Origin of the sequence: Aquamicrobium defluvii, assembly GCF_004363725.1 — a bacterium.
Taxonomy (GTDB): Bacteria; Pseudomonadota; Alphaproteobacteria; order Rhizobiales; family Rhizobiaceae; genus Mesorhizobium; species Mesorhizobium defluvii.
Genome location: NZ_SNZF01000009.1, coordinates 93938 through 117889 on the forward strand (window position 1 = coordinate 93938; position 23952 = coordinate 117889).

General features: G+C 61.4%; 24 protein-coding genes and 2 tRNA genes. 7 read left to right on the top strand and 19 right to left on the bottom strand.

The window, feature by feature from the left end:
• Positions 1 to 29: 29 nt before the first annotated feature.
• Positions 30 to 1565, bottom strand: a complete 1536-nt coding sequence (gene ppx / locus DES43_RS08905; protein ID WP_035026061.1) for an exopolyphosphatase — start codon at positions 1563 to 1565, stop codon at positions 30 to 32.
• On the bottom strand, positions 1565 to 3766 hold the full coding sequence (locus tag DES43_RS08910) for an RNA degradosome polyphosphate kinase (protein ID WP_035026059.1): 2202 nt from the start codon (positions 3764 to 3766) through the stop codon (positions 1565 to 1567). Before DES43_RS08910 ends, ppx begins: the two co-directional genes overlap by 1 nt.
• A 163-nt stretch (positions 3767 to 3929) precedes the next feature.
• On the opposite strand from DES43_RS08910, the gene DES43_RS08915 reads away from it, so the two are divergent.
• Together DES43_RS08915 and DES43_RS08920 are read left to right on the top strand one after the other, a co-directional pair.
• Positions 3930 to 4175, top strand: coding sequence for a zinc-finger domain-containing protein (locus tag DES43_RS08915; RefSeq protein ID WP_035026219.1), 246 nt, complete (start codon positions 3930 to 3932; stop codon positions 4173 to 4175).
• Between the two features lie 24 nt (positions 4176 to 4199).
• Positions 4200 to 5423, top strand: a complete 1224-nt coding sequence (locus DES43_RS08920) for an FAD-dependent monooxygenase (RefSeq protein WP_035026058.1) — start codon at positions 4200 to 4202, stop codon at positions 5421 to 5423.
• Positions 5424 to 5529: 106 nt separating this feature from the next.
• On the opposite strand, the gene DES43_RS08925 is transcribed toward DES43_RS08920, so the two are convergent.
• From DES43_RS08925 to DES43_RS08940, 4 genes are all read right to left on the bottom strand, one after another.
• Positions 5530 to 6333, bottom strand: a complete 804-nt coding sequence (locus DES43_RS08925) for an amino acid ABC transporter ATP-binding protein (RefSeq protein ID WP_035026056.1) — start codon at positions 6331 to 6333, stop codon at positions 5530 to 5532.
• Positions 6334 to 6348: 15 nt separating this feature from the next.
• Positions 6349 to 7509 (bottom strand): amino acid ABC transporter permease, encoded by a 1161-nt coding sequence (locus DES43_RS08930; protein WP_035026053.1) that lies wholly within the window; start codon positions 7507 to 7509, stop codon positions 6349 to 6351.
• A 3-nt stretch (positions 7510 to 7512) separates the two neighbouring features.
• Entirely contained in the window at positions 7513 to 8697 is a 1185-nt protein-coding gene (locus DES43_RS08935) for an amino acid ABC transporter permease (protein WP_051520520.1), read from the bottom strand.
• 98 nt (positions 8698 to 8795) lie between these two features.
• Positions 8796 to 9824, bottom strand: coding sequence for an amino acid ABC transporter substrate-binding protein (locus DES43_RS08940; RefSeq protein ID WP_035026050.1), 1029 nt, complete (start codon positions 9822 to 9824; stop codon positions 8796 to 8798).
• Positions 9825 to 10267: 443 nt separating this feature from the next.
• Between DES43_RS08940 and DES43_RS08945 the strand changes: the two genes are divergently transcribed.
• The 5 genes from DES43_RS08945 to DES43_RS08965 all read left to right on the top strand — a co-directional run bounded on the left by DES43_RS08945 (position 10268) and on the right by DES43_RS08965 (position 12969).
• A complete protein-coding gene (locus DES43_RS08945) occupies positions 10268 to 11437 on the top strand; it encodes a cystathionine beta-lyase (protein ID WP_035026047.1) in 1170 nt (389 codons plus the stop codon).
• A 240-nt stretch (positions 11438 to 11677) separates the two neighbouring features.
• Positions 11678 to 12205, top strand: a complete 528-nt coding sequence (locus DES43_RS08950; protein ID WP_035026044.1) for an OsmC family protein — start codon at positions 11678 to 11680, stop codon at positions 12203 to 12205.
• 150 nt (positions 12206 to 12355) lie between these two features.
• Positions 12356 to 12432 (top strand) — tRNA-Pro (locus DES43_RS08955).
• A 109-nt stretch (positions 12433 to 12541) separates the two neighbouring features.
• The gene (locus tag DES43_RS08960; protein ID WP_133674992.1) at positions 12542 to 12847 is read left to right on the top strand and encodes an ETC complex I subunit; all 306 of its coding nucleotides are present in this window, start codon (positions 12542 to 12544) and stop codon (positions 12845 to 12847) included.
• A 45-nt stretch (positions 12848 to 12892) separates the two neighbouring features.
• Positions 12893 to 12969: transfer RNA gene (locus tag DES43_RS08965), tRNA-Arg, on the top strand.
• On the opposite strand, the gene DES43_RS23330 is transcribed toward DES43_RS08965, so the two are convergent.
• The 13 genes from DES43_RS23330 to DES43_RS09030 form a co-directional block, all read right to left on the bottom strand.
• Positions 12928 to 13926 (bottom strand): tyrosine-type recombinase/integrase, encoded by a 999-nt coding sequence (locus DES43_RS23330; RefSeq protein ID WP_133675025.1) that lies wholly within the window; start codon positions 13924 to 13926, stop codon positions 12928 to 12930. The genes DES43_RS08965 and DES43_RS23330 overlap by 42 nt on opposite strands.
• A gap of 351 nt (positions 13927 to 14277) precedes the next feature.
• Positions 14278 to 14817, bottom strand: coding sequence for a hypothetical protein (locus DES43_RS08975; protein WP_133674994.1), 540 nt, complete (start codon positions 14815 to 14817; stop codon positions 14278 to 14280).
• A complete protein-coding gene (locus tag DES43_RS08980) occupies positions 14814 to 15161 on the bottom strand; it encodes a phage head closure protein (protein WP_245514545.1) in 348 nt (115 codons plus the stop codon). The genes DES43_RS08975 and DES43_RS08980 overlap by 4 nt, the downstream gene beginning before the upstream one ends.
• Positions 15149 to 15346 (bottom strand): hypothetical protein, encoded by a 198-nt coding sequence (locus tag DES43_RS08985; protein WP_133674996.1) that lies wholly within the window; start codon positions 15344 to 15346, stop codon positions 15149 to 15151. Before DES43_RS08985 ends, DES43_RS08980 begins: the two co-directional genes overlap by 13 nt.
• Positions 15343 to 16554, bottom strand: a complete 1212-nt coding sequence (locus DES43_RS08990; protein WP_133674998.1) for a phage portal protein — start codon at positions 16552 to 16554, stop codon at positions 15343 to 15345. Before DES43_RS08990 ends, DES43_RS08985 begins: the two co-directional genes overlap by 4 nt.
• The gene (locus tag DES43_RS08995; RefSeq protein ID WP_133675000.1) at positions 16551 to 17078 is read right to left on the bottom strand and encodes an HK97 family phage prohead protease; all 528 of its coding nucleotides are present in this window, start codon (positions 17076 to 17078) and stop codon (positions 16551 to 16553) included. Before DES43_RS08995 ends, DES43_RS08990 begins: the two co-directional genes overlap by 4 nt.
• Positions 17075 to 17350, bottom strand: coding sequence for a head-tail connector protein (locus tag DES43_RS09000; RefSeq protein WP_133675002.1), 276 nt, complete (start codon positions 17348 to 17350; stop codon positions 17075 to 17077). The genes DES43_RS08995 and DES43_RS09000 overlap by 4 nt, the downstream gene beginning before the upstream one ends.
• 3 nt (positions 17351 to 17353) lie before the next feature.
• Complete coding sequence (locus DES43_RS09005; protein ID WP_166647721.1) at positions 17354 to 18514, bottom strand: phage major capsid protein; 1161 nt, start codon at positions 18512 to 18514, stop codon at positions 17354 to 17356.
• Between the two features lie 453 nt (positions 18515 to 18967).
• Positions 18968 to 19225, bottom strand: coding sequence for a hypothetical protein (locus tag DES43_RS09010; protein ID WP_133675006.1), 258 nt, complete (start codon positions 19223 to 19225; stop codon positions 18968 to 18970).
• Between the two features lie 193 nt (positions 19226 to 19418).
• On the bottom strand, positions 19419 to 19634 hold the full coding sequence (locus tag DES43_RS09015; protein WP_133675008.1) for a hypothetical protein: 216 nt from the start codon (positions 19632 to 19634) through the stop codon (positions 19419 to 19421).
• Between the two features lie 14 nt (positions 19635 to 19648).
• Entirely contained in the window at positions 19649 to 21274 is a 1626-nt protein-coding gene (locus DES43_RS09020) for a terminase large subunit (protein ID WP_133675010.1), read from the bottom strand.
• Positions 21275 to 21730, bottom strand: a complete 456-nt coding sequence (locus tag DES43_RS09025; RefSeq protein ID WP_133675012.1) for an HNH endonuclease — start codon at positions 21728 to 21730, stop codon at positions 21275 to 21277. It lies immediately after the preceding gene.
• Positions 21727 to 23754: an AAA family ATPase gene (locus DES43_RS09030; RefSeq protein ID WP_133675014.1), complete on the bottom strand. Its 2028-nt coding sequence runs from the start codon at positions 23752 to 23754 to the stop codon at positions 21727 to 21729. Before DES43_RS09030 ends, DES43_RS09025 begins: the two co-directional genes overlap by 4 nt.
• Positions 23755 to 23952 lie beyond the last annotated feature (198 nt).

Below are 23952 nucleotides of genomic sequence, written 5' to 3' on the forward strand. Positions count from 1 at the left end.
CCCCCTCCCAGGACAGGCGTTCCGCCGCTCTATCTGGCGGCAGAACCGGCCTGCCGCCCTTCGACCGCCAAGGCCATGCGGCGTCCGAGCACCTTGCCCAGTTGCGTCACCCGCGCCGCGGGCCGCTCGCCATAGAGGGCGGCAAGGTTGGAAGGCAGCACGATCTCCAGCGTGCCGTCCTCCCGTCTGTTCCACGTCAGTTGCGGGATGACACCCGGCATCGCCGCCGACAGAAGATACACCACCCGCATCGTACCGGCCAGAATACGTGCCCGCTCCAGATAGCGCGGCGTTGCCAGCAACCGGATTTCGGCGGCCGATTCGCTGAACACCCCTTCGTGACGAAAGAGATTCGTCAGCGCCAGATAGGCCCGGCCGGGATGATCCACGCCCAGGAACGCGGCATGAGAGATGATGTTGAGCGATTGCGTGCCCCGGTACTCGGGATGCGCACGCCAGCCGATGTCTGCCAGCAGACAGGCCGCCTTGCGATAGCGTGCCTCATCCTCCGTTTCCTCGACACCGAACATTTCGAAAGCCTGTCCGGTCCAGTCGGCAAGCTCCTGCGCATGGGTGAAGGAGCGGGAGCGCAGTCGCGCAAGCTCCTCACAGGCCGAAAGCAGCGGGTCCGCCTGCTGCTCGGCCGGCGTCAGCAGCGAATGCAGATATCCCTCGCGCACCCCCACGGCCGAGACCACGATACGGGCCGGCTTCATGGCGCCGATGATTTCCTTCTGCACGATGGCGCCATAGGGCAGCAGGGCGCGACGCGCCTTGGACACGCCCTCGATGCCCTTCATGCGCTCCAGATTTCCCTTTGCCACCTGCTTCAGGAACGGCATCGCACTTTCGGTGCCGATCTCATAATGATGCATGACATCCAGCGGATAGCCGGTCTTTTCCATGTGGAGGCGGGCGAGATTTCGCCAGGTGCCGCCCACGGCATAGAAAGTACGCCCCTGCCCCGCCTTGAGCAGCTTGGCCCTGGCCACCTCCGCGCGCGCGATCTTCGCCGCCTGCTCCAGTGAATTTCCGGCCATGTCCTGAAGGCGCAGGCCCCCGAGCGGCAAGGTTATGCCGTCCCCGATATTTTCGCCATCTATATCGACAAGCTCGAGACTGCCGCCCCCCAGATCGCCGGCAATGCCGTTCGCCGGCCGGAAGCCGGAGATCACCCCGAGCGCCGAGTAGTAGGCTTCCTGCCGGCCGCTCAGAACATGGATTTCGGTGCCCAGCACCTCTTCGGCACGATGGATGAAGTCCGGGCCGTTTTCGGCCTCGCGCGCTGCGGCCGTTGCCACGACGTGCATGTGGACGGCGCCGGCCTGATCGGAAAGTGCGCGGAAGCGGCGGAATTCCTCCATCGCCCGCGTTACCGCCTCGGGATCGAGCCTGCCCGTGGAAACGATGCCGCGGCCGAGGCCGGCAAGCATCTTTTCGTTGAACAGCATCGTAGGAGAACGCGCCAGCCCTTCGTAGACGACAAGCCGGATGGAGTTCGAGCCGATGTCGATGATCGAAACCGGACGCCGGTCCTGAAGCCGGCCCTGGGAAGCTGCCATCATCAACCGGTCGTCGGGACAGTTTTCTTGCGGCGCTTGAACTGGGCGATCCGCTTCGGCGCATGCGACTTCAAGGCGTCACCCCGTCCCGAAAGGCTGGGATTGGTCATGAAATATTCCTGCGCATTGAATGGCTCCTCGCCCTCTTCAAGCACCACCCGGCGCGACGTTCCGTCGGGCAATACTTCGAAACTTTGCTGGTTGTCCACCAGATTGCCGAGCATGATCTGCCCCAGGATCTGCTCATGCACGGTCGGGTTGGCGATTGGCACCATGGTTTCAACCCGCCGATCCAGATTTCGCGGCATCATGTCGGCCGAGCTGATGTAGATGATCGCCTCGTCGGACGGCAGGCCATGGCCATTTCCGAAGCAATAGATGCGGCTGTGTTCCAGAAAACGCCCGACGATGGATTTGACGCGGATGTTTTCCGACAGGCCCGGCACCTGCGGCCGCAGGCAGCAGATGCCGCGCACGACCAGATCGATTTCCACACCTGCCCGGCTCGCATCGTAAAGCGCGTCGATGACCTGCGGATCGACGAGCGAGTTCATCTTCATCCAGATGCGCGCCGGCCGTCCTTCCCGCGCATGGCGAATCTCGCCCTCGATATGCGACAGGATCCGGCTGCGCAGGGTGAAGGGAGACATGGCGATGGTCATCTCCTCCGCCGGTTCCGCATAGCCGGTGATGAAATTGAATATCTGCGACACGTCGCTGGCGATCTGCGGGGCCGTCGTGAAGAATGACAGGTCGGTATAGATGCGCGCCGTGATCGGATGGTAGTTGCCCGTACCCAGATGGACGTAGTTGCGCAGCTTGCCGTCTTCACGCCGCACCACCAGCGACATCTTGGCGTGTGTTTTCAGTTCAAGAAACCCGAAGACCACCTGAACGCCCGCGCGCTCGAGATCTCGCGCCCAGCGGATATTTGCCTCCTCGTCGAAGCGTGCCTTGAGCTCGACCAGCGCCGTAACCGATTTTCCCGCTTCAGCCGCATCGATGAGCGCACGCACGATCGGGCTGTCGTTCGATGTGCGGTAGAGCGTCTGCTTGATTGCCACCACCTCAGGATCGAGCGCGGCCTGGCGGAGGAACTGCACGACCACATCGAACGATTCGTAAGGGTGATGGACAACGATGTCCTTCTCGCGAATGGCGGCGAAGCAGTCGCCGCCATGCTCGCGAATACGCTCCGGGAAGCGGGGATTGTAGGGCGTGAATTTCAGATCATCGCGCGCCACGCTGACGATCTCGGAAATCTGGCTGAGCGCCAGCGGTCCGTCGATAACGCTGATGCGGTTTCCGGCCACACCCAGCTCGCCCGCCACGAATTCCCGAAGGCTTTCCGGCATGCGGCTGTCGAATTCTATGCGGATCACCGAGCCGCGCCGGCGGCGCTTGAGTGCGGTTTCGAACAGCCGCACCAGATCCTCCGATTCTTCCTCGACTTCGATATCGCTGTCGCGGATGATCTGGAATGTACCGGAGCCCTTGACTTCATAGCCGGGGAACAGGCGCCCGATGTAAAGGCCCACCACATCTTCCAGCTGCACGAAGCGCACGCGGCCCTTTCGGTCCGGCAGGCGAATGTAGCGCTTGAGAGCCGGCGGCAGGCGCAGAAGCGCGCTCATGTCTTCCCCTTCCCGCAAATGACGCAATTGAAGCGCCATCGAGAACCCGAGATTGGGAATGAAGGGGAACGGATGTGCAGGGTCGATCGACAACGGCGTCAGAACCGGAAACACCTGTTCCCGGAAATATTCTTCCAGCCAGACCTTTTCATCCTTGGTGAGGGCTGAAACGTCGACCGTCTCGATACCCTCCTTTTCGAGAAGCGACATCAGTTCAGCGAGAATTTTCTGCTGGTCCGACTGAAGCCGCTCCACCTCGCGCAGCACCTGTTCGAGCTGTTGTTCCGGCGTACGCCCGTCCGGGCTCTTCAACGTGATGCGCTGGCGGACCTGCCCGGCAAGGCCGGCCACACGCACCATGAAGAATTCGTCGAGATTTCCAGCGGAAATCGACAGAAAGCGAACCCGTTCGAGAAGCGGGTGGCGTTCATTGCGCGCTTCTTCGAGAACGCGCCTGTTGAATTGCAGCCATGAAAACTCGCGGTTGACGAAACGGTCCGGATTGCCGCTCTCGTCCGCGGTCACGTCCAGGGTGGTGAACTCTGCCTGCTTCGGCCTCAACTCTGTCATATCCCCGCTTTCCTCGCCCCTTGCTGGCCGGTGCCCCGGCCAGCCAGCCGGCTACACTTTTCACATTATCCTCTGGCAGGGTTTTGCGACAGTTTCATTTCATATGCTTGCAAAGAACCGACTTATGCTCCAAACGCTGGATAACAGCTCGAAGGAGATGATCATGGCTGGCGGTACCATTCCCCACTTCCAGAACGATCAGGGTCACGCGGCAATCGAGATCGGCGTCAGGGAGTTCATGTGCGTCGGCGCCAATCCGCCGTTCGATCACCCCCATGTGTTTCTGGACATGGGCGCGGATGACGAGAAGATCTGCCCCTATTGCTCGACCCTCTATCGCCACAACGCAAAGCTCGGTCCCTCACAGACCGTCCCTGCCGGTTGCGCTTACATCGAGCGCGCTGCCTGATCGCAAGACAGGCGCCAGACATCGATGACAACCGCGGACACACGGCCGGTTCTGATCTCAGGGGCCGGAATCGCCGGCCTTACGCTGGCGATTGCCCTGGCGCGCCGGGGTGTGGCCAGCAGGCTGTATGAACAGGCTGCGCAACTGGAAGCCTTCGGCGCCGGGCTCCAGCTTTCGCCGAATGCGGCACATATCCTGCTCGAACTCGACGTTCTGTCGCGCTTGCGGCCGCAAGCCGTCCAGCCGGAAACCGTGCAGCTGAGGGATGCAGGGACGCTGCGCATGCTGACCAGCATACCGCTGGGGCAGGAAGCCGAACGACGCTGGAAAGCCCCCTATCTGGTCGCGCACCGCGCCGATTTGCAGCAGGCTCTGCTTGCAGAGGCAGCCACACGGCCGGAAATCGCTCTGACGACCGGAATGCGCCTGTCCGACGTGTCGGCCGATGCGGAAGGCAATGTCACGGCCCGCTTCGAAAATGAGGATGGCCGCGCCGAAGTCGCGCAGAGCAGCCTGCTGGTTGGCGCCGATGGCGTCTGGTCCAGAACGCGCCAGCTTATGGACGGATCGGCCGACAGCCGGTTCAGCGGACAGATAGCGTGGCGCACCACCATCATGATCGACAGCGAGGCCGGTCAGGCTTTCCGCGCGATTGCCGAAACGGGCAGTGTCACAACCTTCCTGCATGGCCGGTTCCATCTCGTTGCCTATCCCCTGCGTGCCGGCAGAGAGATCAATCTGGTTGCGTTCACGCCGGCCGACAGAATTGCGGATGGATGGGCAGCGGATGCCGATCCCGCAATCCTGATGCGCGCCCTGGCCCTCGGTTCCTCGCAGCTCCTGACCCTTGCCGAACTCGCCGCCCCCTGGACCGCATGGCCGCTCAATACGGTCGACCCTGCCGCGAGGTGGAGCGCTCCCGGCATGGTGCTGATCGGGGATGCAGCCCACGCCGTAACGCCATTCGCCGCGCAGGGCGCGGCCATGGCGATAGAAGATGCCGCCCTGCTCGCACATGCGCTGGCAAGCACTGCGGGCTCAAGGCAAGCCGCAATCTCCGCATGGGAAGAGCAGCGCAAGGCGCGCGTAATCAAGGTGGCGCGACGCGGAGCCCTGAACAAGCTGGCGTGGAATGCCACCGGCCCCGTCGCTCTGGCGCGCAATCTCGTTTTCAGCTTCCGATCGCCCGAAAGCCTCGCCGCCGATCTCGACTGGCTCTATGGCTGGCGGCTGCCGCGGGCAGGCTGAGGGCAGCCGTCCCGGAACAGACCTTCCGTTTCCCTGAAAGCGAATCTTCCGCTGCTTTCGGCTTCTGAACGGAGATGCCGAAAGCAGGCTTACGCGCAGAAACCGTTCAGTGCAGGATCTGGCTGAGGAACAGCTTCGTGCGCTCGTGCTGGGGATTGTCGAAGAACTCGGCCGGGGTGTTCTGCTCGACGATCTGGCCCTGATCCATGAAGATAACCCGGTTCGCAACCTTGCGCGCGAAGCCCATTTCGTGGGTCACGCACAGCATGGTCATGCCCTCTTCGGCAAGGCCGACCATCGTTTCCAGAACCTCCTTGACCATTTCGGGGTCGAGCGCCGAGGTCGGCTCGTCGAACAGCATGATCTTCGGCTTCATGCACAATGAGCGCGCGATGGCGACGCGCTGTTGCTGGCCGCCGGAAAGCTGACCCGGATATTTGTGCGCCTGTTCGGGAATCTTGACCCTTTCCAGATAGTGCATGGCCGTGGCCTCGGCCTCCTTCTTGGGAACCTTGCGCACCCAGATCGGCGCCAGCGTGCAGTTCTCCAGAATGGTCAGGTGCGGGAACAGGTTGAAGTGCTGGAACACCATGCCGACCTCGCGGCGCACCTCATCGATCTTCTTGAGGTCGTTGGTCAATTCCTTGCCATCGACGATGATCTTGCCCTTCTGGTGTTCCTCCAGCCGGTTGATGCAGCGGATCATGGTCGACTTGCCCGAGCCGGAAGGCCCGCAGACGACGATGCGCTCGCCGCGCATGACCTTCAGGTTGATGTCTTTCAGGACATGGAACTCGCCATACCACTTGTGCATGCCGATGATCTCGATGGCGACATCGGTCTTCGAGACCTGCATCTTGCCGGTATCGACCTCAATTTCCTGCGCGCTGACTGCGTTCTCGGTGGCCATGTGCCATTCCCCTGTCTAGCGTTTGTGGCCGGTATCGAGCCGGCGTTCCATATATTGAGAATAGCGCGACATCCCGAAGCAGAATACCCAGAAGATCGCGGCCGCAAATATGTAGCCGGTCTTCGCGGTTTGCGGCGTTGCCCATGTCGGGTCGCCCGAGATGTTCTGCTTCACGACGCCGAGCAGGTCGAACATCGAGATGATGAGCACCAGCGTCGTATCCTTGAACATGCCGATGAAGGTGTTGACAATGCCGGGGATCACCAGCTTCAGCGCCTGTGGCATGATGATGAGGCCCATCTTCGGCCAGTAGCCCAGGCCGAGCGAATCCGCCCCCTCATATTGCCCCTTGGGTATCGCCTGCAATCCGCCGCGCACGACCTCCGCCATATAGGCCGAGGCGAAAAGCGCCACGCCGATCAAGGCACGCAACAGCTTGTCGAAGCTCGTGCCGGGCGGCACGAACAGCGGCAGCATGAAGCTGGCCATGAACAGCACCGTCACCAGCGGAACGCCGCGCACGGTTTCGATGAAAATCACCGATAGAAGCTTGACGATGGGCATGTGCGAGCGCCGCCCGAGCGCCAGAATGATACCAAGCGGCAGCGAAACCACGATGCCGACATAGGAAATCACCAGGGTGACCATGAGACCGCCCCAGAGCGGCGTCTCGACATAGCGCAGCCCAAACGCACCGCCGACCAGAAGCAGGAAGGCGACGAACGGGAAGACCCCGAAGAACAGGATCGCGTTGAGCTTCTTGAAGGGAGCGCGCGGGATGAGCAGCGGCGCCAGCAGCAAGATGAAGAGGATGCCGGTCAGGACCACGCGCCACCGCTCGTCCATCGGATAGCGCCCGAACATGAACTGGCCGAAACGGCCGCTGACGAACGGCCAGCAGGCACCGGACCATCCGGCCGGCAGCTGGCCGCCCTGCTCCGTCGTCAGGCATGCCGTGCGGTCGGTGCCGGTCCACACCGCGCTGAAAAACAGCCAGTCCAGTATCCGCGGCAAGAACGAGGCGACCGCGAGAAGCGCGATTATCGTCAGCACCGAGTCGAAAGGCGTCGCGAACAGGTTCTTGCGCACCCATGCGCCGAGACCGGTCTGTGACCGCGGAGCCGTCTCGGCCAGGGCCATTTCCGTACGCACCCAGGAGATGTCATGTTCCTGCATGGCTCATCTCTCCTTCAGCGCCATTTTGGTATTGAACCAGTTCATGAACAACGAGGTGAGAATGCTGATGCTGAGATAGACGGTCATGAAGATGACCACCACCTCGATCGCCTGCCCTGTCTGGTTGAGGATCGTGCCTCCGATGGCATAGAGATCCGGGTATCCGATCGCCACCGCCAGGGACGAGTTCTTCGTCAGGTTCAGGTACTGGCTGGTAAGAGGCGGAATGATGATGCGCATGGCCTGCGGGATCACCACAAGGCGCAATCCGTCATTCGAGCTCATTCCAAGCGCTGAATAGGCTTCCGTCTGCCCCTTCGGCACCCCCATGATGCCTGCACGCACGATCTCGGCGATGAACGAGGCGGTGTAGAAGGAAAGCGCCAGATAAAGCGACAGGAATTCCGGCTTGATGTTGGTGCCTCCGGTCAGGTTGAAGGTGCCCTTCTGCGGATAGTCCACCGACACCGGCATGCCGGAGACGAGGTAGGCCAGCAGCGGCAGGCCGATGATGAGGCCGGCGCTCGTCAGGAATACCGGGAACCTCTCGCCGGTTGCCATCTGCCTGGCCCGGGCGCGCCGCGCGACGTACCAGCTCAGGATGACGGCAGCGACAAAACCGGCCAGGATAAGCCCCGAACCGGGTTCCCACACCAGTTTCGGGAAATAGAAACCCCGATTGTTGAGATAGGAGCCTAACGGAAGCGACAGGCTGTCGCGTACATTGGGCAGCACCGCCAGAACGCCCTGATACCAGAACAGGATGACCAGCAGCGGCGGTATGTTGCGGAACACCTCGACGTAGATCATCGCCAGCTTGCGTATCAGCCAGTTCTGGGAAAGCCGGCCGATGCCGACGAGAAAGCCCAGTATGGTTGCCGTCACGATGCCCGCCGCCGCCACAGCCAGCGTGTTGGCGATGCCGACCAGAAGCGCGCGCCCATAGGACGAATCGGAGGTGTAGTCGATCAGGCGGTCGGAAATATCGAAGCCGGCGCGGCCGCGCAGAAACGCAAAGCCGGTGGAAATGTTGGAGCGCCGCAGATTTTCGATCGTGTTGTCGACAATCCACCAGATTCCCAGCGCCAGCAGCGCGACGAGAAGCAGCTGGAAGAAGATGCTGCGCACCCTCGGATCGTAGATCAGCGGGACCCGTACGGATTCTTCTCTGATGACATGTTCTGACACATGGTTCCCCTTAACCTGGTGTCTGTCCCTGCCGGCCTTTGTTTTGTTGTTCCGGCAAGAAAGAAGACCGGGGAGCACATGCTCCCCGGTCATTCCGCTTAGCGGATCGGCATGCCGTATTGCAGGCCGCCCTTGGTCCACAGCGCATTGATGCCGCGCGAGATCTTGAGCGGGCTGCCGGAGCCGACGTTACGCTCGAAGATTTCGCCGTAATTGCCTGTAGCCTTGATGATATTCACCACCCAGTCGTTGCTGAGTCCAAGATCGGTGCCGATCTTGGTCTCCGCCTCGGTGCCGAGCAGACGGCGAATGTCGGGATTCGAGCTGTTCTTCATCTCGTCGACATTGGCCTGCGTGATGCCGGCTTCCTCGGCGTTCAGCAGCGCGAAATAGGTCCACTTGGCGATATCGAACCACTTGTCGTCGCCCTGGCGCACCGAAGGCCCGAGCGGCTCCTTGGAGATGATCTCCGGCAGAACGACGTGATCGTCCGGCGCCGACATCTGCAGGCGCACCGCATAGAGACCCGACTGGTCGGTCGTATAGGCGTCGCAACGGCCGGCGTCATACGCTGCGTTGGCTTCCTCGAACTTCTCGAACACCACAGGATTGTATTCCATCTTGTTGGCGCTGAAGTAGTCGGCGAGGTTGAGTTCCGTCGTGGTGCCGGCCTGCACGCATACGGAAGCGCCGGAAAGCTGCAGTGCGGAATTCACGCCCGGCAGCTTCTTGGCGTTGATCATGAAGCCCTGGCCGTCATAGTAGGTGACGCCCGCGAAATTGAGGCCGAGCGCCGTATCGCGGTTGACCGTCCAGGTCGTGTTGCGCGAGAGAATATCCACCTCGCCCGACTGGAGCGCCGTGAAGCGGTCCTTGGCGCTGAGACCGGTGAACTTCACCTTGGTTCCGTCGCCGAAGACAGCGGCGGCGACGGCGCGGCAGTAGTCGACGTCCAGGCCAGTCCATTCACCCTTGTCGTTGGGGGCGGAGAACCCGGCGAGCGCGGTGTTGACGCCGCACTGGACGAAACCCTTCTTCTTGACGTCGTCAAGCGTATCGGCGCTTGCTGCGGTGGCTACAACGCCGATCGCGGCTGCGCTCAAAAGACCGATTGCCAACTTTTTCATAACCCACAGACCCTTTTCTGTTATCCGGGATCCGACCCGGCTTCGTCGTGCCTAGGCGACCTTGCCGGCCGCTTTCTCCCGGGATGTAAAGTCGTTGCAGACCCGTAACCCGCTCCCATTCACGCACATCATCGAAGGCGATAATCTTCGTGAGGTCAAGAAAAATGAATGATTGGGCCAGCCTTTGCGCCCCCTGCGAAAGAAGGGGTTGATTTTCCGGGATGATTTGCCCGGAATCCGGCAGGAATCTTCCCTTGCGGAACCGTCCGGAATGTCCTCCATGCGACAAAAAATGTCGCTTGATTGCCTCAAAAATCATGCCTGACGACCCGTTTCCAACAGGCTGGATCAACAGAGCGGGTGCCTCTGAGCGACCGCCCGAGGTTGCGCCACGCCGGGCGCGGGCCTAAGACTCCGGCACTTTTCATTGGGATGATCGGGATATGGACAAGAACAGCCTGGAACTGGGTGTGAACACGCGACTTGCGCATTGCGGAAACGACCCGCGCGAATTTCACGGCTTCGTGAATCCTCCCGTCGTTCACGCCTCGACGGTTCTCTTTCCCGATTCGGCAACGCTTGTCAGCCGCTCGCAAAAATACACCTACGGCACACGCGGCACCCCGACCACCGATGCGCTGGCCTCGGCGATCGATGAACTCGAAGGCTCCGCAGGCACGATTATCGTTCCGTCCGGGCTTGCCGCAGTCACCATACCGCTGCTGACCTTCGCCGAAGCCGGCAGCCATGTGCTGATCGTCGATTCGGTCTACAACCCCACCCGCCACTTCGCCGACACCATGCTCAGCCGGCTTGGGGTGGACGTGGAGTATTACGACCCGCACATCGGCGCCGGCATCGAGGCCCTGATCCGCCCGAATACGAAGGTGGTGTTCACCGAATCTCCTGCCTCGAACACGTTCGAGGTGCAGGATATCCCGGCCATTTCCGCAGTAGCCGGAAAGGCCGGCGCCGTGGTGATGATGGACAACACCTGGGCCACCCCGCTTTACTTCAGGCCGCTGCATCACGGCGTGGACATCTCGATCCACGCCGCCACCAAATATCCCGCAGGGCATTCCGATGTCCTGCTCGGAACGGTGTCGGCCAACAGGGAACACTGGCAGCGTCTGCACGACGGGCTCATCACGCTGGGTTGCTGCGCTGCACCCGACGATGTCTATCAGGTGCTGCGCGGCCTGCGCACCATGGGCATCAGGCTGGAGCATCATCGCAAGAGCGCGCTGGACATCGCCGGCTGGCTGGAGACCCGCCCCGGCGTCTCGCGCGTGCTCCATCCTGCCCTGCCCAGCCATCCCGATCATGCCATCTGGCAGCGTGACTTCTCCGGCTCCAGCGGCATTTTCTCGATCGTTCTGGCCGGCGGCGGCCAGAGGCAGGCGCATGCATTCCTGGACGCGCTGCGAATTTTCGGGCTGGGCTATTCGTGGGGCGGATATGAAAGCCTCGCGGTACCGGTCTCGCTGGCCGACCGCACGATCGCCAAAGGACCTTATGAAGGCCCGGTCATACGTCTCCAGATCGGGCTGGAAGACGTGGAGGATTTGAAGGCCGACATCCAGCGTGGACTCGAAGCGGCCGCAGCGGTCTGAAATCGTCCCTGCCTTGACGCGCGCGACAATATCGCGGGCATTTTTGCAGGCTACAGGAACCCTCTCACCTGAACGGCGAGGGTTCTGCCTTTCAGCATTCTCTTCAAGGTCCGGATCTCCAAAAAATCATTCTCACAACGCCTCGTTCGAGGGCAGCGCATTCCTTTATCCGATGCGCCTGCATCGGCAGACTTCGGCCTTGCAACAACAGGCCCGGTTTGTCGGCGAGGACGCACCAACATGAGTTTCAGATTCAAGACCGCATTCGACAGCACGAACGCAGCGCTCTCCGCAGAGCCGGGGAACGCCCGGGCGAAGTTCGCCGCCCGTTCCCGTCTCGGCGAAGGCGTGAACAGCAACGTTGCCATCCGGCAGTTCAATGTCGCTGTCGATGAACCGGAAGTGCTTGGAGGAACCGACACCGCGCCCAATCCTGTCGAATACATCCTCGCCGCTCTCGGCTCGTGTCAGGAGATCACCTACCGGCTTTATGCGGATGCTCTGGGCATTCCGGTAAACGGCGTGTCGGTACGGATAGAAGGCGACATCGATCTGCGGGGCCTGTTCAACGTCGACAAATCCGTTCGCCCCGGTTTTCAGGGGATCGTTGCCGAAGTAACCATCGACAGCACGGCGCCCGAGCAGGATCTGCTTCGGCTCAAGAGCATAGTCGACCGTCACTGCCCCGTTCTGGACATTCTTCGCAATCCGACGCCGGTGGAACTCGATCTCCGTCACAACAAGGTTTCCGAACTCGAAGCCGTATAGGCTGCAAGCCTCAGCTGCATCAGCCGAAATCAGATGCTTTCCGATCGGTAAGTTTCAAAAGCGGGCTTGCGTACGGGCAATCGTGCTGATACGGCATCCGTCATCTTCTGAGGTCGGCACTCGGCCTGCTGCCTTTCAGGAGACGGTCATCGGAGTGTAGCGCAGCCTGGTAGCGCACCTGATTTGGGATCAGGGGGTCGCGTGTTCGAATCACGCCACTCCGACCACTTTTCACCGTTGGAAAACCATGCTGCGGCGTTTGCGATCTTGCCGCCGCGCTCTTTGCGCAGTAAGCAGTCGGCAACGGCTGAATGGCCGAACAGCAATGAGGTTTCCATGTCCGCGCGCATTTTCAGTCCCGCCAAGACTGCCATGCAATCCGGCACCGCAAAGACCGGCTACTGGGTTCTGGAGTTCGAACCCGAACAGCCGCGCAAGATCGACCCCCTTATGGGCTACACGACCTCCGGCGACATGAAGAGCCAGATCAGGCTTCGTTTCCAGACGAAGGAAGAGGCGATCGCCTATGCCGAGCGTGAAGGTCTGGCTTATCGCCTCCAGGAACGCAATCTGCCGAAGCGGCGCCAGATTTCATATGCCGACAACTTCCGCTATGACCGCCGCACACCCTGGACGCATTGAACAACATATCCGCCACGCAGGATGAAACGCCTGCGGCGGACGTACGGTCCCGTAGCTCAGCCGGATAGAGCACCGGCCTTCTAAGCCGATGGTCGCAGGTTCGAATCCTGCCGGGATCGCCATTCTCTTATTTCTCCGTTGTTTTCCAAGGTGTTATCCTCGGTATTCTGACTAACAGGATTGCCGTTAGTCAATTCAGTGTCGAAGGCCTTGGCCGATTTGTCCATAGCAGATCGCGCCAGAAGCTTGCGTTGAGCCTCACGGCAGTAGCGCTCGACCTCTCGGATGTCGGTGTGGCCGGTGATCGACATGATCTCCAGGGCGGAGCATCCGGCTTCCGCCAGACGGCGGCAGGCGGCCTTGCGAAGACCATGAGGAGATGATCCCTCCGGAAGTCCTGCCTTCGCTGCCGCGCCCGAGATATAGGCCGAGAAGGCCTTCTCCGACCGTGCCTTCTCATTGCCTTTCGAGATGAAGGTCGCGGCCGATCGAGGGCACTTCTGGATGAAGCGCCGCAGGTCTGCATGGACCGGGATATGAAGCTCAGCACCGGTCTTCTTCGCCTTCACGACGATCAGATCGTCATGCAGGTTCGCCCAGCCGATTCGAACCGCGTCCGACCGTCGGAGGCCGGTGTGGAGAAGAATCTCCATCGCGACTCGCTGCGGCGTGTCCTCAGGCCACCGAGCCCGATAGGCAGCGATGTCGTGCTCCGTCCATGTGCGATGCCCATCGGTCTTGATCTTCGGCTTCTTGGCCGCCCTGACCGGATTGTCCGTTCGGAGCCCTGCTCCCACAGCATAGTCGAAGACCCCGATCAGCCGCTTGCGGAAGTTGCTTGCCGCTGCCGGCGTGTCCGCCATCTCGTCGATCAGGTTGTTCACATGGTGCGTCTTGATGGTCGCAATCGGACCATCACCATGCTTCTCCCGAAACCGCTCAAGGATGCCGCGATAGACCGCCTGCGTCGATGAGGCCAAGGCCCTGAACTCGGTCGATGCATAGTAACCGACTATGGCCGCGCCGATCGTGCCGGGCGCGTTCCTCGTGGTCTTCTCCGCCTGCTCGGTAGCGTCCATCGCAGCATGATAGGCCTTCCAGAAGGCCTCCGATTTATACGGGCCAGGTAGAGCAATACGGGGATGACCGGGGCGGCGAAGATAGATCCGCCGCTTCCCGGTCCTGTCCGTATACACGTTGACGTATTTCAACCGCTTCTCGCGCACGCCTTGTCCCAATAGTTGTCGTTGCAGGCCACCATGGCCTTGCCGTCGAAAAGCAAATCTAGGTCGTGTCTATCATAAAGCTCAACTCCGAATAGCTGGCGCGGGGCCGGGATTGCCCCGGCCTGCCGCTGCTTGTCGAAATGACTGGGGCTGATCCCGAGATACGCCGCCGCCTGTGCCCTACGAAGGCCACGAGGAAGGATGTCACAGGCCGGCACGGTCACATGCCTCCGACACCGCAGGATCAATACCCAGCGTCCGGTGCAGCCCGTCGACAGCCTCGTCGTCATCGGCCTCGGGCTCGGGTCGGGTCCAGATTTCTGTGAAGCATTCGACTCCGCGCTTGCGGGCCTCGATCTCCAGCGCATCCTCGACCCGCTCCTCCAGCGGCACGCCCTCATCAGGCGACAGCTCCAGCTCGTGGAGCGGTATGAACTGGCGCAGCGGTTTCGGCTCGGGCGGCATCTTGCCCCCCATGGCCTCGTACTGCCGCACAGCCTTCTCTGCCACGATCTTGGCGAGAGGGGAATTGATCGCCCACTGCACCCCCGATCCCCGCGCGGTCGGTTTCGGGGAATGGGCGAGGTACTTCCCCTTCTGGTGCGCCAGAAGCGCACCGTTCACCTCCATCTGAAGCTCCGGGATGGTGATGTCGATGAACGCCATGGGCGTCCACTTCCGCGAGAAATCTGGCGAGCGCGGCGTCATCTTCACGCCCATCACGTTGACGGTCAGGTCGGTCATGCCGGAACTCCCGATTCCACGAGCAGGTTCACCCAAGCGCGCCGCTCATCAGGCTCGACGCTGCGGATATTGTACATTGTGCCGGTGCGGCCGTTCTTCGCCCTCCATGCAGGCGTCACATCGGCCATGGCAGGTTGCCAGCGCATCGTGATCGCGATGGTCTGCGTCCCGGCGAGGCGGGCGGCCATCACCGTCTCGGTGCCGCGCAGGATCTGGATGCGGGCCGGCGCGGTGAAGGCGGTCTGCCATTCCTGAATGACGCCTCCATAGCCGTCATCGACTTCCACATAGTTCTGGATGTCGATCACCTCGCGAAGATCGCCAGCGGTGGTCAGTGCAGCCATTGGTTCGGCTCCTCTTCCTCGAAGAGTTTGTCGCGCAGGTTTCGGTACTGGCGCATGAACCGCGGATGCTCATCGTCGCGCATGTATCGCATCCAGCCGCAGCCTTCATCCTCAAGCCCGACCATTGCCCAGCCGGCCTCATCCATCGCGGCAAGCTGGCGTCTGATTTCAATGGCGCTCGTCATGCCGCGTCCTCCAGCCTGCCTCGGTTATCGTTCGCCCCGACCAATCCCATGTTGAGGGGCTGGATGTACTGATCACCGTCCGCGCCGATCGATGACAGGTTTTCAAAGGCCCTGATCTCGTTGACGTTGAGCCATCCCCCCTCGCGGCCGACGCGGTAAGCCGCGTATCTGGTCGACAGGTCACCACGAAGCAGGCCCGCCAGATCATGTTCGATGAAGAACGCCTTCCGGCTTTCCGGGGTCAGCAAGGCAACGTTTAGCGACTGCTCGATGCGCTTCGCCATGGGCGCGAGGCATCGCGACACCAGCGCCCGGCTCTCTTCCGAGATGCTGGAGTAGTTCTGCCCGTCCACAATGCCGGCGACTGACGGCGGAACGCCGTAGACCCTTGCCACGTCCAGATTGGAAAGCTTGCGTGACTCAAGGAACTCGGCATCCCTGCTGCTCATGGCGATAGGCGACCATGTAGCGCCTCCGTCCAACACGATTGGATCATTTGCCTTCAACTGGCCAATGAACCGAGCCCGGAACTTTTCGAGCGCATCGTCCTTACCCGGAGCGCCGAGCTTGTTCGGGAAGGTTAGGACACCGGAGGGGCGGAAGGCGTTCTCCGCAGCGCTCCCGGCTTGATCCTGTTGCGCCAGCGCCAGACCGAAGGCCGCCGCGGCGATCTGGATCGGGCTCATCCCGAGGATGCCGTCCTTGGTCCGATAACGCAGGTGAAGTACTTCCTCCTGAAGCAGCACATCGGTCCCGCCGTCTGGCAGAGCGTGCTTGTAGCGCAATCGGCCGTTCTTCAGAAGCTCGACCGTCACCGATCCGGCCATGAGGGGATGCAGGGCGACAACCTGTCCGCGACCGTTCCGCTCAATCTTCGCGAAGCCGTTGCCGTAGGTCAGGACCGACGCCAGCAGCCATTCGCGCGCCTCGAATGCGGTAAGCGTCGGCGCGGTCTGGTCATGCAGGACGGCATAGAGCGGATGGTCCGTCGCAGCCTCGCGGCCGCCGTTTTCGGTGCGCCGATAAAGCTTCAGCGGGACGCTGGCGAGGTTCTCCGCAATGACGCTGATGCACCGATGGGCGACGGCGTGGCCGCTGGCCTTCTCGATGTCGGCCCGCGCCTGCCAGCGCGCACCAAGGAACTCGCCAAGGAACGGGTCGTCTGACGCTATGCGCTGCTCTGCCTTTCCGAAGGGCCACCACTTCATTGCGCGGCCTCCAGTTCGAGTAGGGCAATGCGGCGATCAGCGTCCGTACGCTGCTGACGCGACCGGGCCTGCACGGTCGTTCCGCCATATGCCGGGAAGGACTGGACGACACTGATCTCATGCAGGACGACGCTGCGCAGTTCGCGCTTGTCACCGCTCCACGCCTCGCCGCCGTCAGGCACGGTGAATGCGAAGCTGGCCCCGCCCAGATCGCCACGAGAGGCAAGGGCGAGTATGTCCCGGCCGAGCGTGGTCTCTGGCAGATCGATTTCGAAGCGCAGGCCGCGCTCATCCTCATGGAGACGGAGGGTGCCGCTCTTGGTCCGGGCCAGCACCTTACCGGAATCATGGTCGACCAGCGCGAGCTTGTCTTTGCCGTCCGCCAGCGAGCCGGAGAACGCGCCCCTGCGGATCACCTCGTGGAAGTCCGCAATGCGGGTTTCTTGGTCGAAGACCGCGGCATAGCCGATCAGCTTTCGACCTTCTGCGCGGGTCTCGGTCGCCGCGCGTTTTTCGATGGTCATAGATGGATCTCCCGATAGGGCGCTAAAAGGGCGTCAACGCCGAATTGAACGGCATGGCTCGGCTTCTCGCCGGCCGCATCGCGCGCGCTATACCAATGGCTGATTAGAAGCTTGACGGCATGGACCACGGCGGGTTGGGGCGGGCTATCAAAGCCCACCCCGATCGCACTCACATAGTCCATCGCCGCGTCGATGAGGCTTTCAATGTACGCATCGTCCGAGTCGAAAGTGACCCGGAGATGCGCCTTGGCCTCCGCAAGCGAAAGCGCCATGCGTTAGATAGCTTTCCACGCAAACGCTTCGTCGTGGCGCACCGCGACATCAGCGTCGAGGAACGCATGCAGCCAAAGCCCGCCCTTCGACGCGTCCTTGTAAGGGTTGGTCAAAATGTCGATGCCGCTCCAATACCCGACGAGAAGGTTCGACCACGCGCCGAAAATGAGCGGATGCGCGGCCGGCGATCCGGAGCCCGGAACCTGATTCGTAGAAACCACACGCTCGCCGTGGAACGTCTCCGCGATCGAAAGCGGCCGATTGCTATCGGCGTCGAACTTGATCTTCCGCGCGGCGTTGGTAACGGCCGGGTTCGTCAGGAAGCCCGTGGTGCCGGTCACGTCGTCGAGCGCGAGCGCGCCGATCAGGTCGGCCGCGATGTCCGAAAGCTCGGACTCTGACGTACCGTGCTCTGAGATCGCTTCGATGATGCCCTCGGGCTCATTAGCGCCGCCGCCCTGAATCGCGGCCGCGTCAAGCGCCTGCGCCAGAACGAATGCCAGGTCGTTCCGAAGGACGTTTTCGATCGCAACCGAGTTCTGCAGCACAAGACGGCGCGACATATACATCTCGCCGGAAACGGTTTTGGGCGACAGCGAAACCTTGTCGAACGTCGAATCCGACGCCGTGGTCGCGCCGTCTTCGGCCACCCAATAGGCAGTCGGGCCAGCCGTCAGCTTCGGCAGGTCAAGGTTCCCGGTGAGTCCGGAGATGATCGTGGCGCCAAGCTGCTGGATCGCCATCGTAGGACGAAGGCGATCGATCATGCCGCCCAAGTTCGTTGCGACGGTATTGCCGGCGGAGCCGCCCGTGGTCATTGCGCGCTGTTCGCCGAAGATCACGCTGGTCGGGATCATCACGCCGCGCACTTCCCGGCCCTTCGAAAGCTCCTGGTGAACTTCGCGCTCACGGCCGGTCAGGCCATCCGCGCCTTCGCGAAGTGCCTTGGTAACGCTGAACTCGCGGGTCTCCGCCTCGAAGCGCTGGTCAGGTTCGGCCTGCTCGGCGCGCTCAAATTCAGCCAGCGTTGCGGCGCGCTTGATGTCCCGGTCGAGCTTGCGGACTTCGGCCTCAAGGGCGTCGAAGGTTTCGGGGTTGTTGACAGCGGCCTTCATCTCTGCGATTTTGCCGGCGCGCTGCTCTTGAAGCTGATGAACGTTCATGTTTGTCCTTTCGAGACAGGTGGTAAAATTGGAGCCGGTTGCTTTCCAGGGCGATGCCGGCCCGTTGCTTTCCGCAGCTATTGCTGCGGGCTTCCTTCCGCACATGGCAGAAGAAACACGAATAGCCCGCACGGCAGATGCCGGCAGGCTGAAAACTCTAGCTATGTGGTGCGCCTCCCGTTGAAGCGCGGCCATGAAGGCCTTGATGCATTCCGGCTCCCCGTGCTGCCGGTTATTGTCCCGCAAATCTGCGGTGTTCTTCTGGCGGCCAATGCCGCGAATCAGTCGGAAAACCCGATCTGACAATAGGATCGCACAGCTTTGTGTCTATTTTATGGAAATCGCTTGACTTTTCCATAAAAACATGAAGCTGCACCCCTCTTATATAGGGTGAGCAGCTTCAATATCGTCAAGTCCGGATATAAAAAATTTCAGGCAAGCTGCATTGCAACCTTAGTCTGTGTCGTACCTTTCCCATTCACGCTTCAGGGTCTCGACCAGCGCCTTGACACGATACGCCTGCTCGGCAGCCAGATCCTCGAAGGTTTCGCAGAAGCCGTAAGGCGCGGCCTTCTTGACCACCGCGACATTTTTCTCGACCTCCTCTGAAAGCCAGCACAGGATGCGGACTGACTTTTCCAGCGAAGCAATCGTGCCCTCTATCTCAAGCCATGAGGTCTTGTTGCTCGAACTCTGCGTCGTTTTTGCCACCTTGTATTCCCCATATTGAGGTCGAGCACCATGCTCGACCGAAAATCTCGATCGCCATGTGTTTCTCCTCAATGTGGTAGTGGCTGCGCGTGCTCGCGGATGGTGCGGCCGCGACGCAGTTGGCAACATACTTGATCGAGCCGAATCCGAAGTCAAGACCACGAGGAAGTTGAAACCTCCTCGTGGGTCTATTTTACCTACGGCGATCAGCCTCTTCCCTGAGCGCCGCAATCGCCATCTGCACATTCGCGAGTTCAGCGGTTATCTGGTGCAATCTTGCCGGTTCCTTTTCCTTGACGCTCCGACCAGTCTGCACTCGAGATTCGTAGATCAGTTCGTCCACGAGATTTTCTCGACTAGCCTCCATCTTCGGGATGAACTCTAATATGTCGGTCTTGCTCGCTTCCATTTCTCAAGCCCCCTTCACGCCGCCAGCAAACACGCCGGCAGTTCCTCCGGCTCATGTCGAGCCGCGATTGATTGAGCCATAGCAAGCGCGACAAGTCCATCTATACGACCCGCCGCCTTCGCCTTGTCGAGCTTGCGCGCGCCGGCCGCGTCTTTCGTGATCACTGCATTGGCGGCGCACATGGTCAGAACCGGGTTGCCTCCATGGCGCAGTTTCGCCTCCGCGACGGCCCGCTCCAGCGTGTCCACGGCGGGAGACATGTCCTTAAAGCCTTGGCCATGAGGAACAAGTTCCATAGCTGCGCCGATCCGGTCCAGTTCCCGGCGAAGGTCTTCGATGCGCCAGCGGTCATAGGCGACGGCCTGAATGTCGAACTGGGCTGCATCCTCGGCCATCTGCTCCGCCACGAAGCCGGGATCGATCGTGCTGCCCGGTATCAGGGTTATATGCCCCATCTGCGCCCACACGTCATAGGGAACTCGATCGGCCTCGGATTTCTCCATGATGCCGTTTTCCGGGAGGAAGAACCGCGGCAAGACGTGGATCGTCCCGTCGTCCATGGGGAAGACCAGAACCCATGCGGTCAGGTCGCGCGCTGCGCTCAGGTCCAGCCCGCCGAAGCATGGTCGACCCTTCAGCACCTCTATGTCGAACTCGCCGCCGCAGGCCTCCCATTCGGCCTTCGCGATGAACCTGACGTGAGCGGCAACACGCTGGTTGAGAATCTTATTGCGAAAGTCCTGCATCTTCGACGGAATCCGCTCGGCCTGCGCCGCCTGCCGGGCCACGTCTTCCTCCGATCGGAAGTCGCCCAATGCCGGATTCGCCTTCAGCCAGGTTTCGCGGTCCATCGGATCGTCGGTCTCCGGCGCTGTATATAATGTCAGGTGGAACGACGGATCGTCCACCTCGCCGGCCTGGACCTTCAGGCCATAATCGATCAGCGTCGAAAACACGTGGTTGTCGTCAGGCGCCTGCGTGCTGATCGCCACGAGAAGGGGATTATCCCGCGCGCCCATGGCGGAGTCCAAGGCGTCATATAGATCGCGTTTCGGCGCATAACCAAGCTCGTCCACGACCGTAAAGCTCGGGCTCAAGCCCAGCTTCGTCGTGGCGTCTGACGACAGGGCCGCGAAGATCGAGCCCTTGCCCTGTCCTTCCAGCACCTCGATCTCCTTGCGAAACCGGATGATATTGCACCGGGCATCAAGTTCGGGGTGCTGGCCGATGATGGCGACCATCTCCGCGAACATCTTTCCTGCCTGGAAACGGTCATTCGCCGCCGCATAGCATTCCCCGCGCGGCTCGGCCTCCGGGCCGGCCAGATGGCATAGAGCCAGCCCAGCCGCGATTCCGGTCTTGCCGTTCTTCCGGGCCATCGACAGAACTGCTGTCCGGACGGGGCGGTTTCCATGCTCGTCTTCTCTATATACCGCCTCCAGAAACTCGCGCTGCCAATCCCGCACGATCATCTTCGTCCCGGCCATCTTTCCGGCCGTGACCGGAAGGTCTTCAAGGAAGGCTATGACGCGCTCGACGCGAGACAGGCCCTCCGCTTCCCACGGCAAGGTTTCGCGCAGCTTTGGCGACAGGATGCCGCCCTTTCCCTTAGGCTTCGCGCCTGGTCCTCTCAGGCCCATTCAAGCCTCCCGATCTCTAGTTGCGAATGAGTCGCAAGAAACTAAGTCAATTCGCGACTCCCGCGCCGGTCCAGCGCCCGTCGATCCCAGTCCTGCGAAGGCCCCGGCCTCGTCGTCGCCACACAGCGCCACAGCGCGGCCCGCTGGCGCGTCCCAGCCTTCCGGGTCGATAGGGTTCCCATTCACATCAAAGCCCTTCAGTGCCCGCCTGAAGCCCGATGCATTGGGATGGTCGACCGCATTGGTCTTGATGTTGTGGCAGGCCGCGCACATGCTCATGAGCTGGTCGAGCGGCGGGAACGGATCCCCGCCTTTCTCGATCGCCACGATATGGTCGACGGTATCCGCCGGCTCCACGATCTCCCGGCGCAGGCAGGCCTCGCATAGCGGCTGGTCGACCAGCTTCGCTTTCCGCAGGCGCCGCCATGTGCTGGTGTTATAGGGCCACTTGCTCATGCTGACCTCCGCTGAAGAAAGGTCAGCTTGGCAGGGTCGAAGTCGTCGTGGGGGCCATGAGGGGAAGACGGCTCCGGCACCGGCTCCAACATTGTGCATGTCGATGAAGAACCGTGCTCGGAATACATGTTCCCCGACGACACGGCCTCACCATCCTTTGCCGCAGCATAGGCGTTGCCAACCGTTACCGGCTCGACATTCCGGGGGGCGGTAACACTGGTAACAGTGGTAACACTTCCCTCCTCCCGCTCTTCATCCTCATGGCCCTCATTCAAACTGTTACCAGTGTTACCACTGTTACCGGTGGTAGTGGTATCAGTGCCGGTAACAGTCAGATCTGGGTGAATATACTTGCCATAGCCCGATTTCTGCACTTCTCCGGCCGCTGCCATGGTGAAAAGCAGCTTCCGAACGTTACCGTCCTTCATGCCGGTAACAGTTGCGATAACACTTGGCGACATGGCCTCGCCCGCCTCCAACAGCGCCTGCAAGATGTTACCGCGTTCATCCGAACGGCGGACTTCGGTAACACTTCCCTGCACGATCCACTTCGCCGTGGTCTTGTCGAACGTCACCGCGCTCTCGATCTCCTCGATGTCGCGGCCTCGGCCGTACAAGGTGCAGCCCTGACTATTGCGGTCGAGGACCAGCGTCGTATCGGCAGCACCGGACAGCCCGAGCGAGCCCGAGACGGTCTCGAACGGATCGCCGGACTCCGACTGCGACTTGCGGGTGTGGTGGACGATGACGATCGCCACGTTGCGCTTCGACGCGATCTCTTGCAGGTCTTTGATCGCGCGGTAGTCGCCATCGTATAGCTGCTCCTTCCCGCTGCGGACGGGTCGGAACTGCGCCAGCACGTCCACGATGACGAGACGGGCGCGCGGATGATCGTCCAGCCACTCCTCGATGTACCGGAGTCCACCATCATTCGCTCGGGGCCACTCGGTCGCATAGTGGAAGGCCTCGGGCCAGTCCTTCGTCACGAGGGCCGGCATCAGCTTCTTGATGCGGCTATGCAGGCGGCGCTGATTGTCTTCGAGTGCCAGCATCAGGACATCACCCTGCTCGCACTCGATCCCGCCAAGGCAGGTTCCGCCACGGGCAACGGCAAGCGCCATTTCCATTACCATCCAGCTTTTCCCGAGCTTGGGGCGGCCGGCGAGAAGCGTACAGCCTTCGGCGATATAGCCGGGGACCACATACTTGATCGGCGCGAAGGTCATGTTCCTGAGCGCAGCGGCTGTGCCAATGACCGGACGTTTCGGATCGGCCTTACTGGTCGCTCCGGCGACGTACGCGAGCAGATCGTCTTTGCCGTGGCCGAGATCCAGATAGTCGGACACGTCGCCCTTTTCAGGCAGCATCGGGAAGTGGACCGATCGCACCGAAGCGGCCGTGCCCTTCAGCGCGGCGTGGACCTGATCGGCATGTTTCCGGCCGGGCTCGTCGTTGTCCGCAAGGATGATGACGTTCTTGCCGTTGAACCAATGGTTCAGTTCCGGACGCCATTTTCCCGCTCCCTCTGGCGCGCTCGTGGCCACGAGACCGAGACCAGCGAGGCGATCTGCATCCTTCTCACCCTCAACGATGTAGACTGTATCGGCCGCGATCACTTCGGGCAGGCGGTAGGGAATGCGAAGCTGTTGTGCGCCCTTCACCCATGCGGAGCCGTTCCATGAGTGCTGATAGAACGACTTGCCTACGGGCCGGTGGACCTTGGTCACGCGCAAGTAGGGCTCGCCGTGCTCGTCACGATAGACGAACTGCGGATCGGCAGGACGTTCCACCCTCCCGGGCTTCCATGCCGGGAGACCCGCGGCCTGGCGCACATAGTCACGGCAGGCAGCCGGATCGTCCTCAGCGAAGCTGTTGACCACGAAGCCTTCCGGGTTGCTGGGATCGTTCTTTACGGACAGCGAGCGGTCGTCTTTCCCGTGGCCGGGGCCGGGCACGAGGCAAGCATTGCCGCCGACCAGCATGTCACCATGCAGGGCGTGGCAGACAGTCTGTGCGATGTTCATGCTGCCACCTCTTGAGCCGAGGCAGCCGCTGCGCTATATGAAGCTGTGAAGACCTTCCCGAAGCCGTTCGCGATGCCAGTCGCGGCGGCTTTTCCTTTTGGTGATTCGCCACTGCGGTTAGCCGACAGGCGAAAAACGCTAAGCGATTCAATAGGACGGTTTGGGCAAATTAGTCGGTGTAACGAATTGATTTTGAAA

Bases quoted from the DNA above. Each gene is read 5' to 3' on its own strand.
- DES43_RS08950 (WP_035026044.1), top strand. From the start codon at position 11,678: ATGAGTTTCAGATTCAAGACCGCATTCGACAGCACGAACGCAGCGCTC.
- DES43_RS09020 (WP_133675010.1), bottom strand. From the start codon at position 21,274: ATGGGCCTGAGAGGACCAGGCGCGAAGCCTAAGGGAAAGGGCGGCATC.
- DES43_RS09000 (WP_133675002.1), bottom strand. From the start codon at position 17,350: ATGGCGCTTTCGCTTGCGGAGGCCAAGGCGCATCTCCGGGTCACTTTC.
- DES43_RS08915 (WP_035026219.1), top strand. From the start codon at position 3,930: ATGGCTGGCGGTACCATTCCCCACTTCCAGAACGATCAGGGTCACGCG.
- DES43_RS08930 (WP_035026053.1), bottom strand. From the start codon at position 7,509: ATGCAGGAACATGACATCTCCTGGGTGCGTACGGAAATGGCCCTGGCC.
- DES43_RS08990 (WP_133674998.1), bottom strand. From the start codon at position 16,554: ATGAAGTGGTGGCCCTTCGGAAAGGCAGAGCAGCGCATAGCGTCAGAC.
- DES43_RS09015 (WP_133675008.1), bottom strand. From the start codon at position 19,634: ATGGAAGCGAGCAAGACCGACATATTAGAGTTCATCCCGAAGATGGAG.
- DES43_RS08910 (WP_035026059.1), bottom strand. From the start codon at position 3,766: ATGACAGAGTTGAGGCCGAAGCAGGCAGAGTTCACCACCCTGGACGTG.
- DES43_RS08925 (WP_035026056.1), bottom strand. From the start codon at position 6,333: ATGGCCACCGAGAACGCAGTCAGCGCGCAGGAAATTGAGGTCGATACC.
- DES43_RS08995 (WP_133675000.1), bottom strand. From the start codon at position 17,078: ATGACCATCGAAAAACGCGCGGCGACCGAGACCCGCGCAGAAGGTCGA.
- DES43_RS08945 (WP_035026047.1), top strand. From the start codon at position 10,268: ATGGACAAGAACAGCCTGGAACTGGGTGTGAACACGCGACTTGCGCAT.
- DES43_RS08975 (WP_133674994.1), bottom strand. From the start codon at position 14,817: ATGACCGACCTGACCGTCAACGTGATGGGCGTGAAGATGACGCCGCGC.
- ppx (WP_035026061.1), bottom strand. From the start codon at position 1,565: ATGATGGCAGCTTCCCAGGGCCGGCTTCAGGACCGGCGTCCGGTTTCG.
- DES43_RS09025 (WP_133675012.1), bottom strand. From the start codon at position 21,730: ATGAGCAAGTGGCCCTATAACACCAGCACATGGCGGCGCCTGCGGAAA.
- DES43_RS08980 (WP_245514545.1), bottom strand. From the start codon at position 15,161: ATGGCTGCACTGACCACCGCTGGCGATCTTCGCGAGGTGATCGACATC.
- DES43_RS08920 (WP_035026058.1), top strand. From the start codon at position 4,200: ATGACAACCGCGGACACACGGCCGGTTCTGATCTCAGGGGCCGGAATC.
- DES43_RS09030 (WP_133675014.1), bottom strand. From the start codon at position 23,754: ATGAACATCGCACAGACTGTCTGCCACGCCCTGCATGGTGACATGCTG.
- DES43_RS23330 (WP_133675025.1), bottom strand. From the start codon at position 13,926: ATGGACGCTACCGAGCAGGCGGAGAAGACCACGAGGAACGCGCCCGGC.
- DES43_RS08960 (WP_133674992.1), top strand. From the start codon at position 12,542: ATGTCCGCGCGCATTTTCAGTCCCGCCAAGACTGCCATGCAATCCGGC.
- DES43_RS08985 (WP_133674996.1), bottom strand. From the start codon at position 15,346: ATGACGAGCGCCATTGAAATCAGACGCCAGCTTGCCGCGATGGATGAG.
- DES43_RS09005 (WP_166647721.1), bottom strand. From the start codon at position 18,514: ATGAACGTTCATCAGCTTCAAGAGCAGCGCGCCGGCAAAATCGCAGAG.
- DES43_RS08940 (WP_035026050.1), bottom strand. From the start codon at position 9,824: ATGAAAAAGTTGGCAATCGGTCTTTTGAGCGCAGCCGCGATCGGCGTT.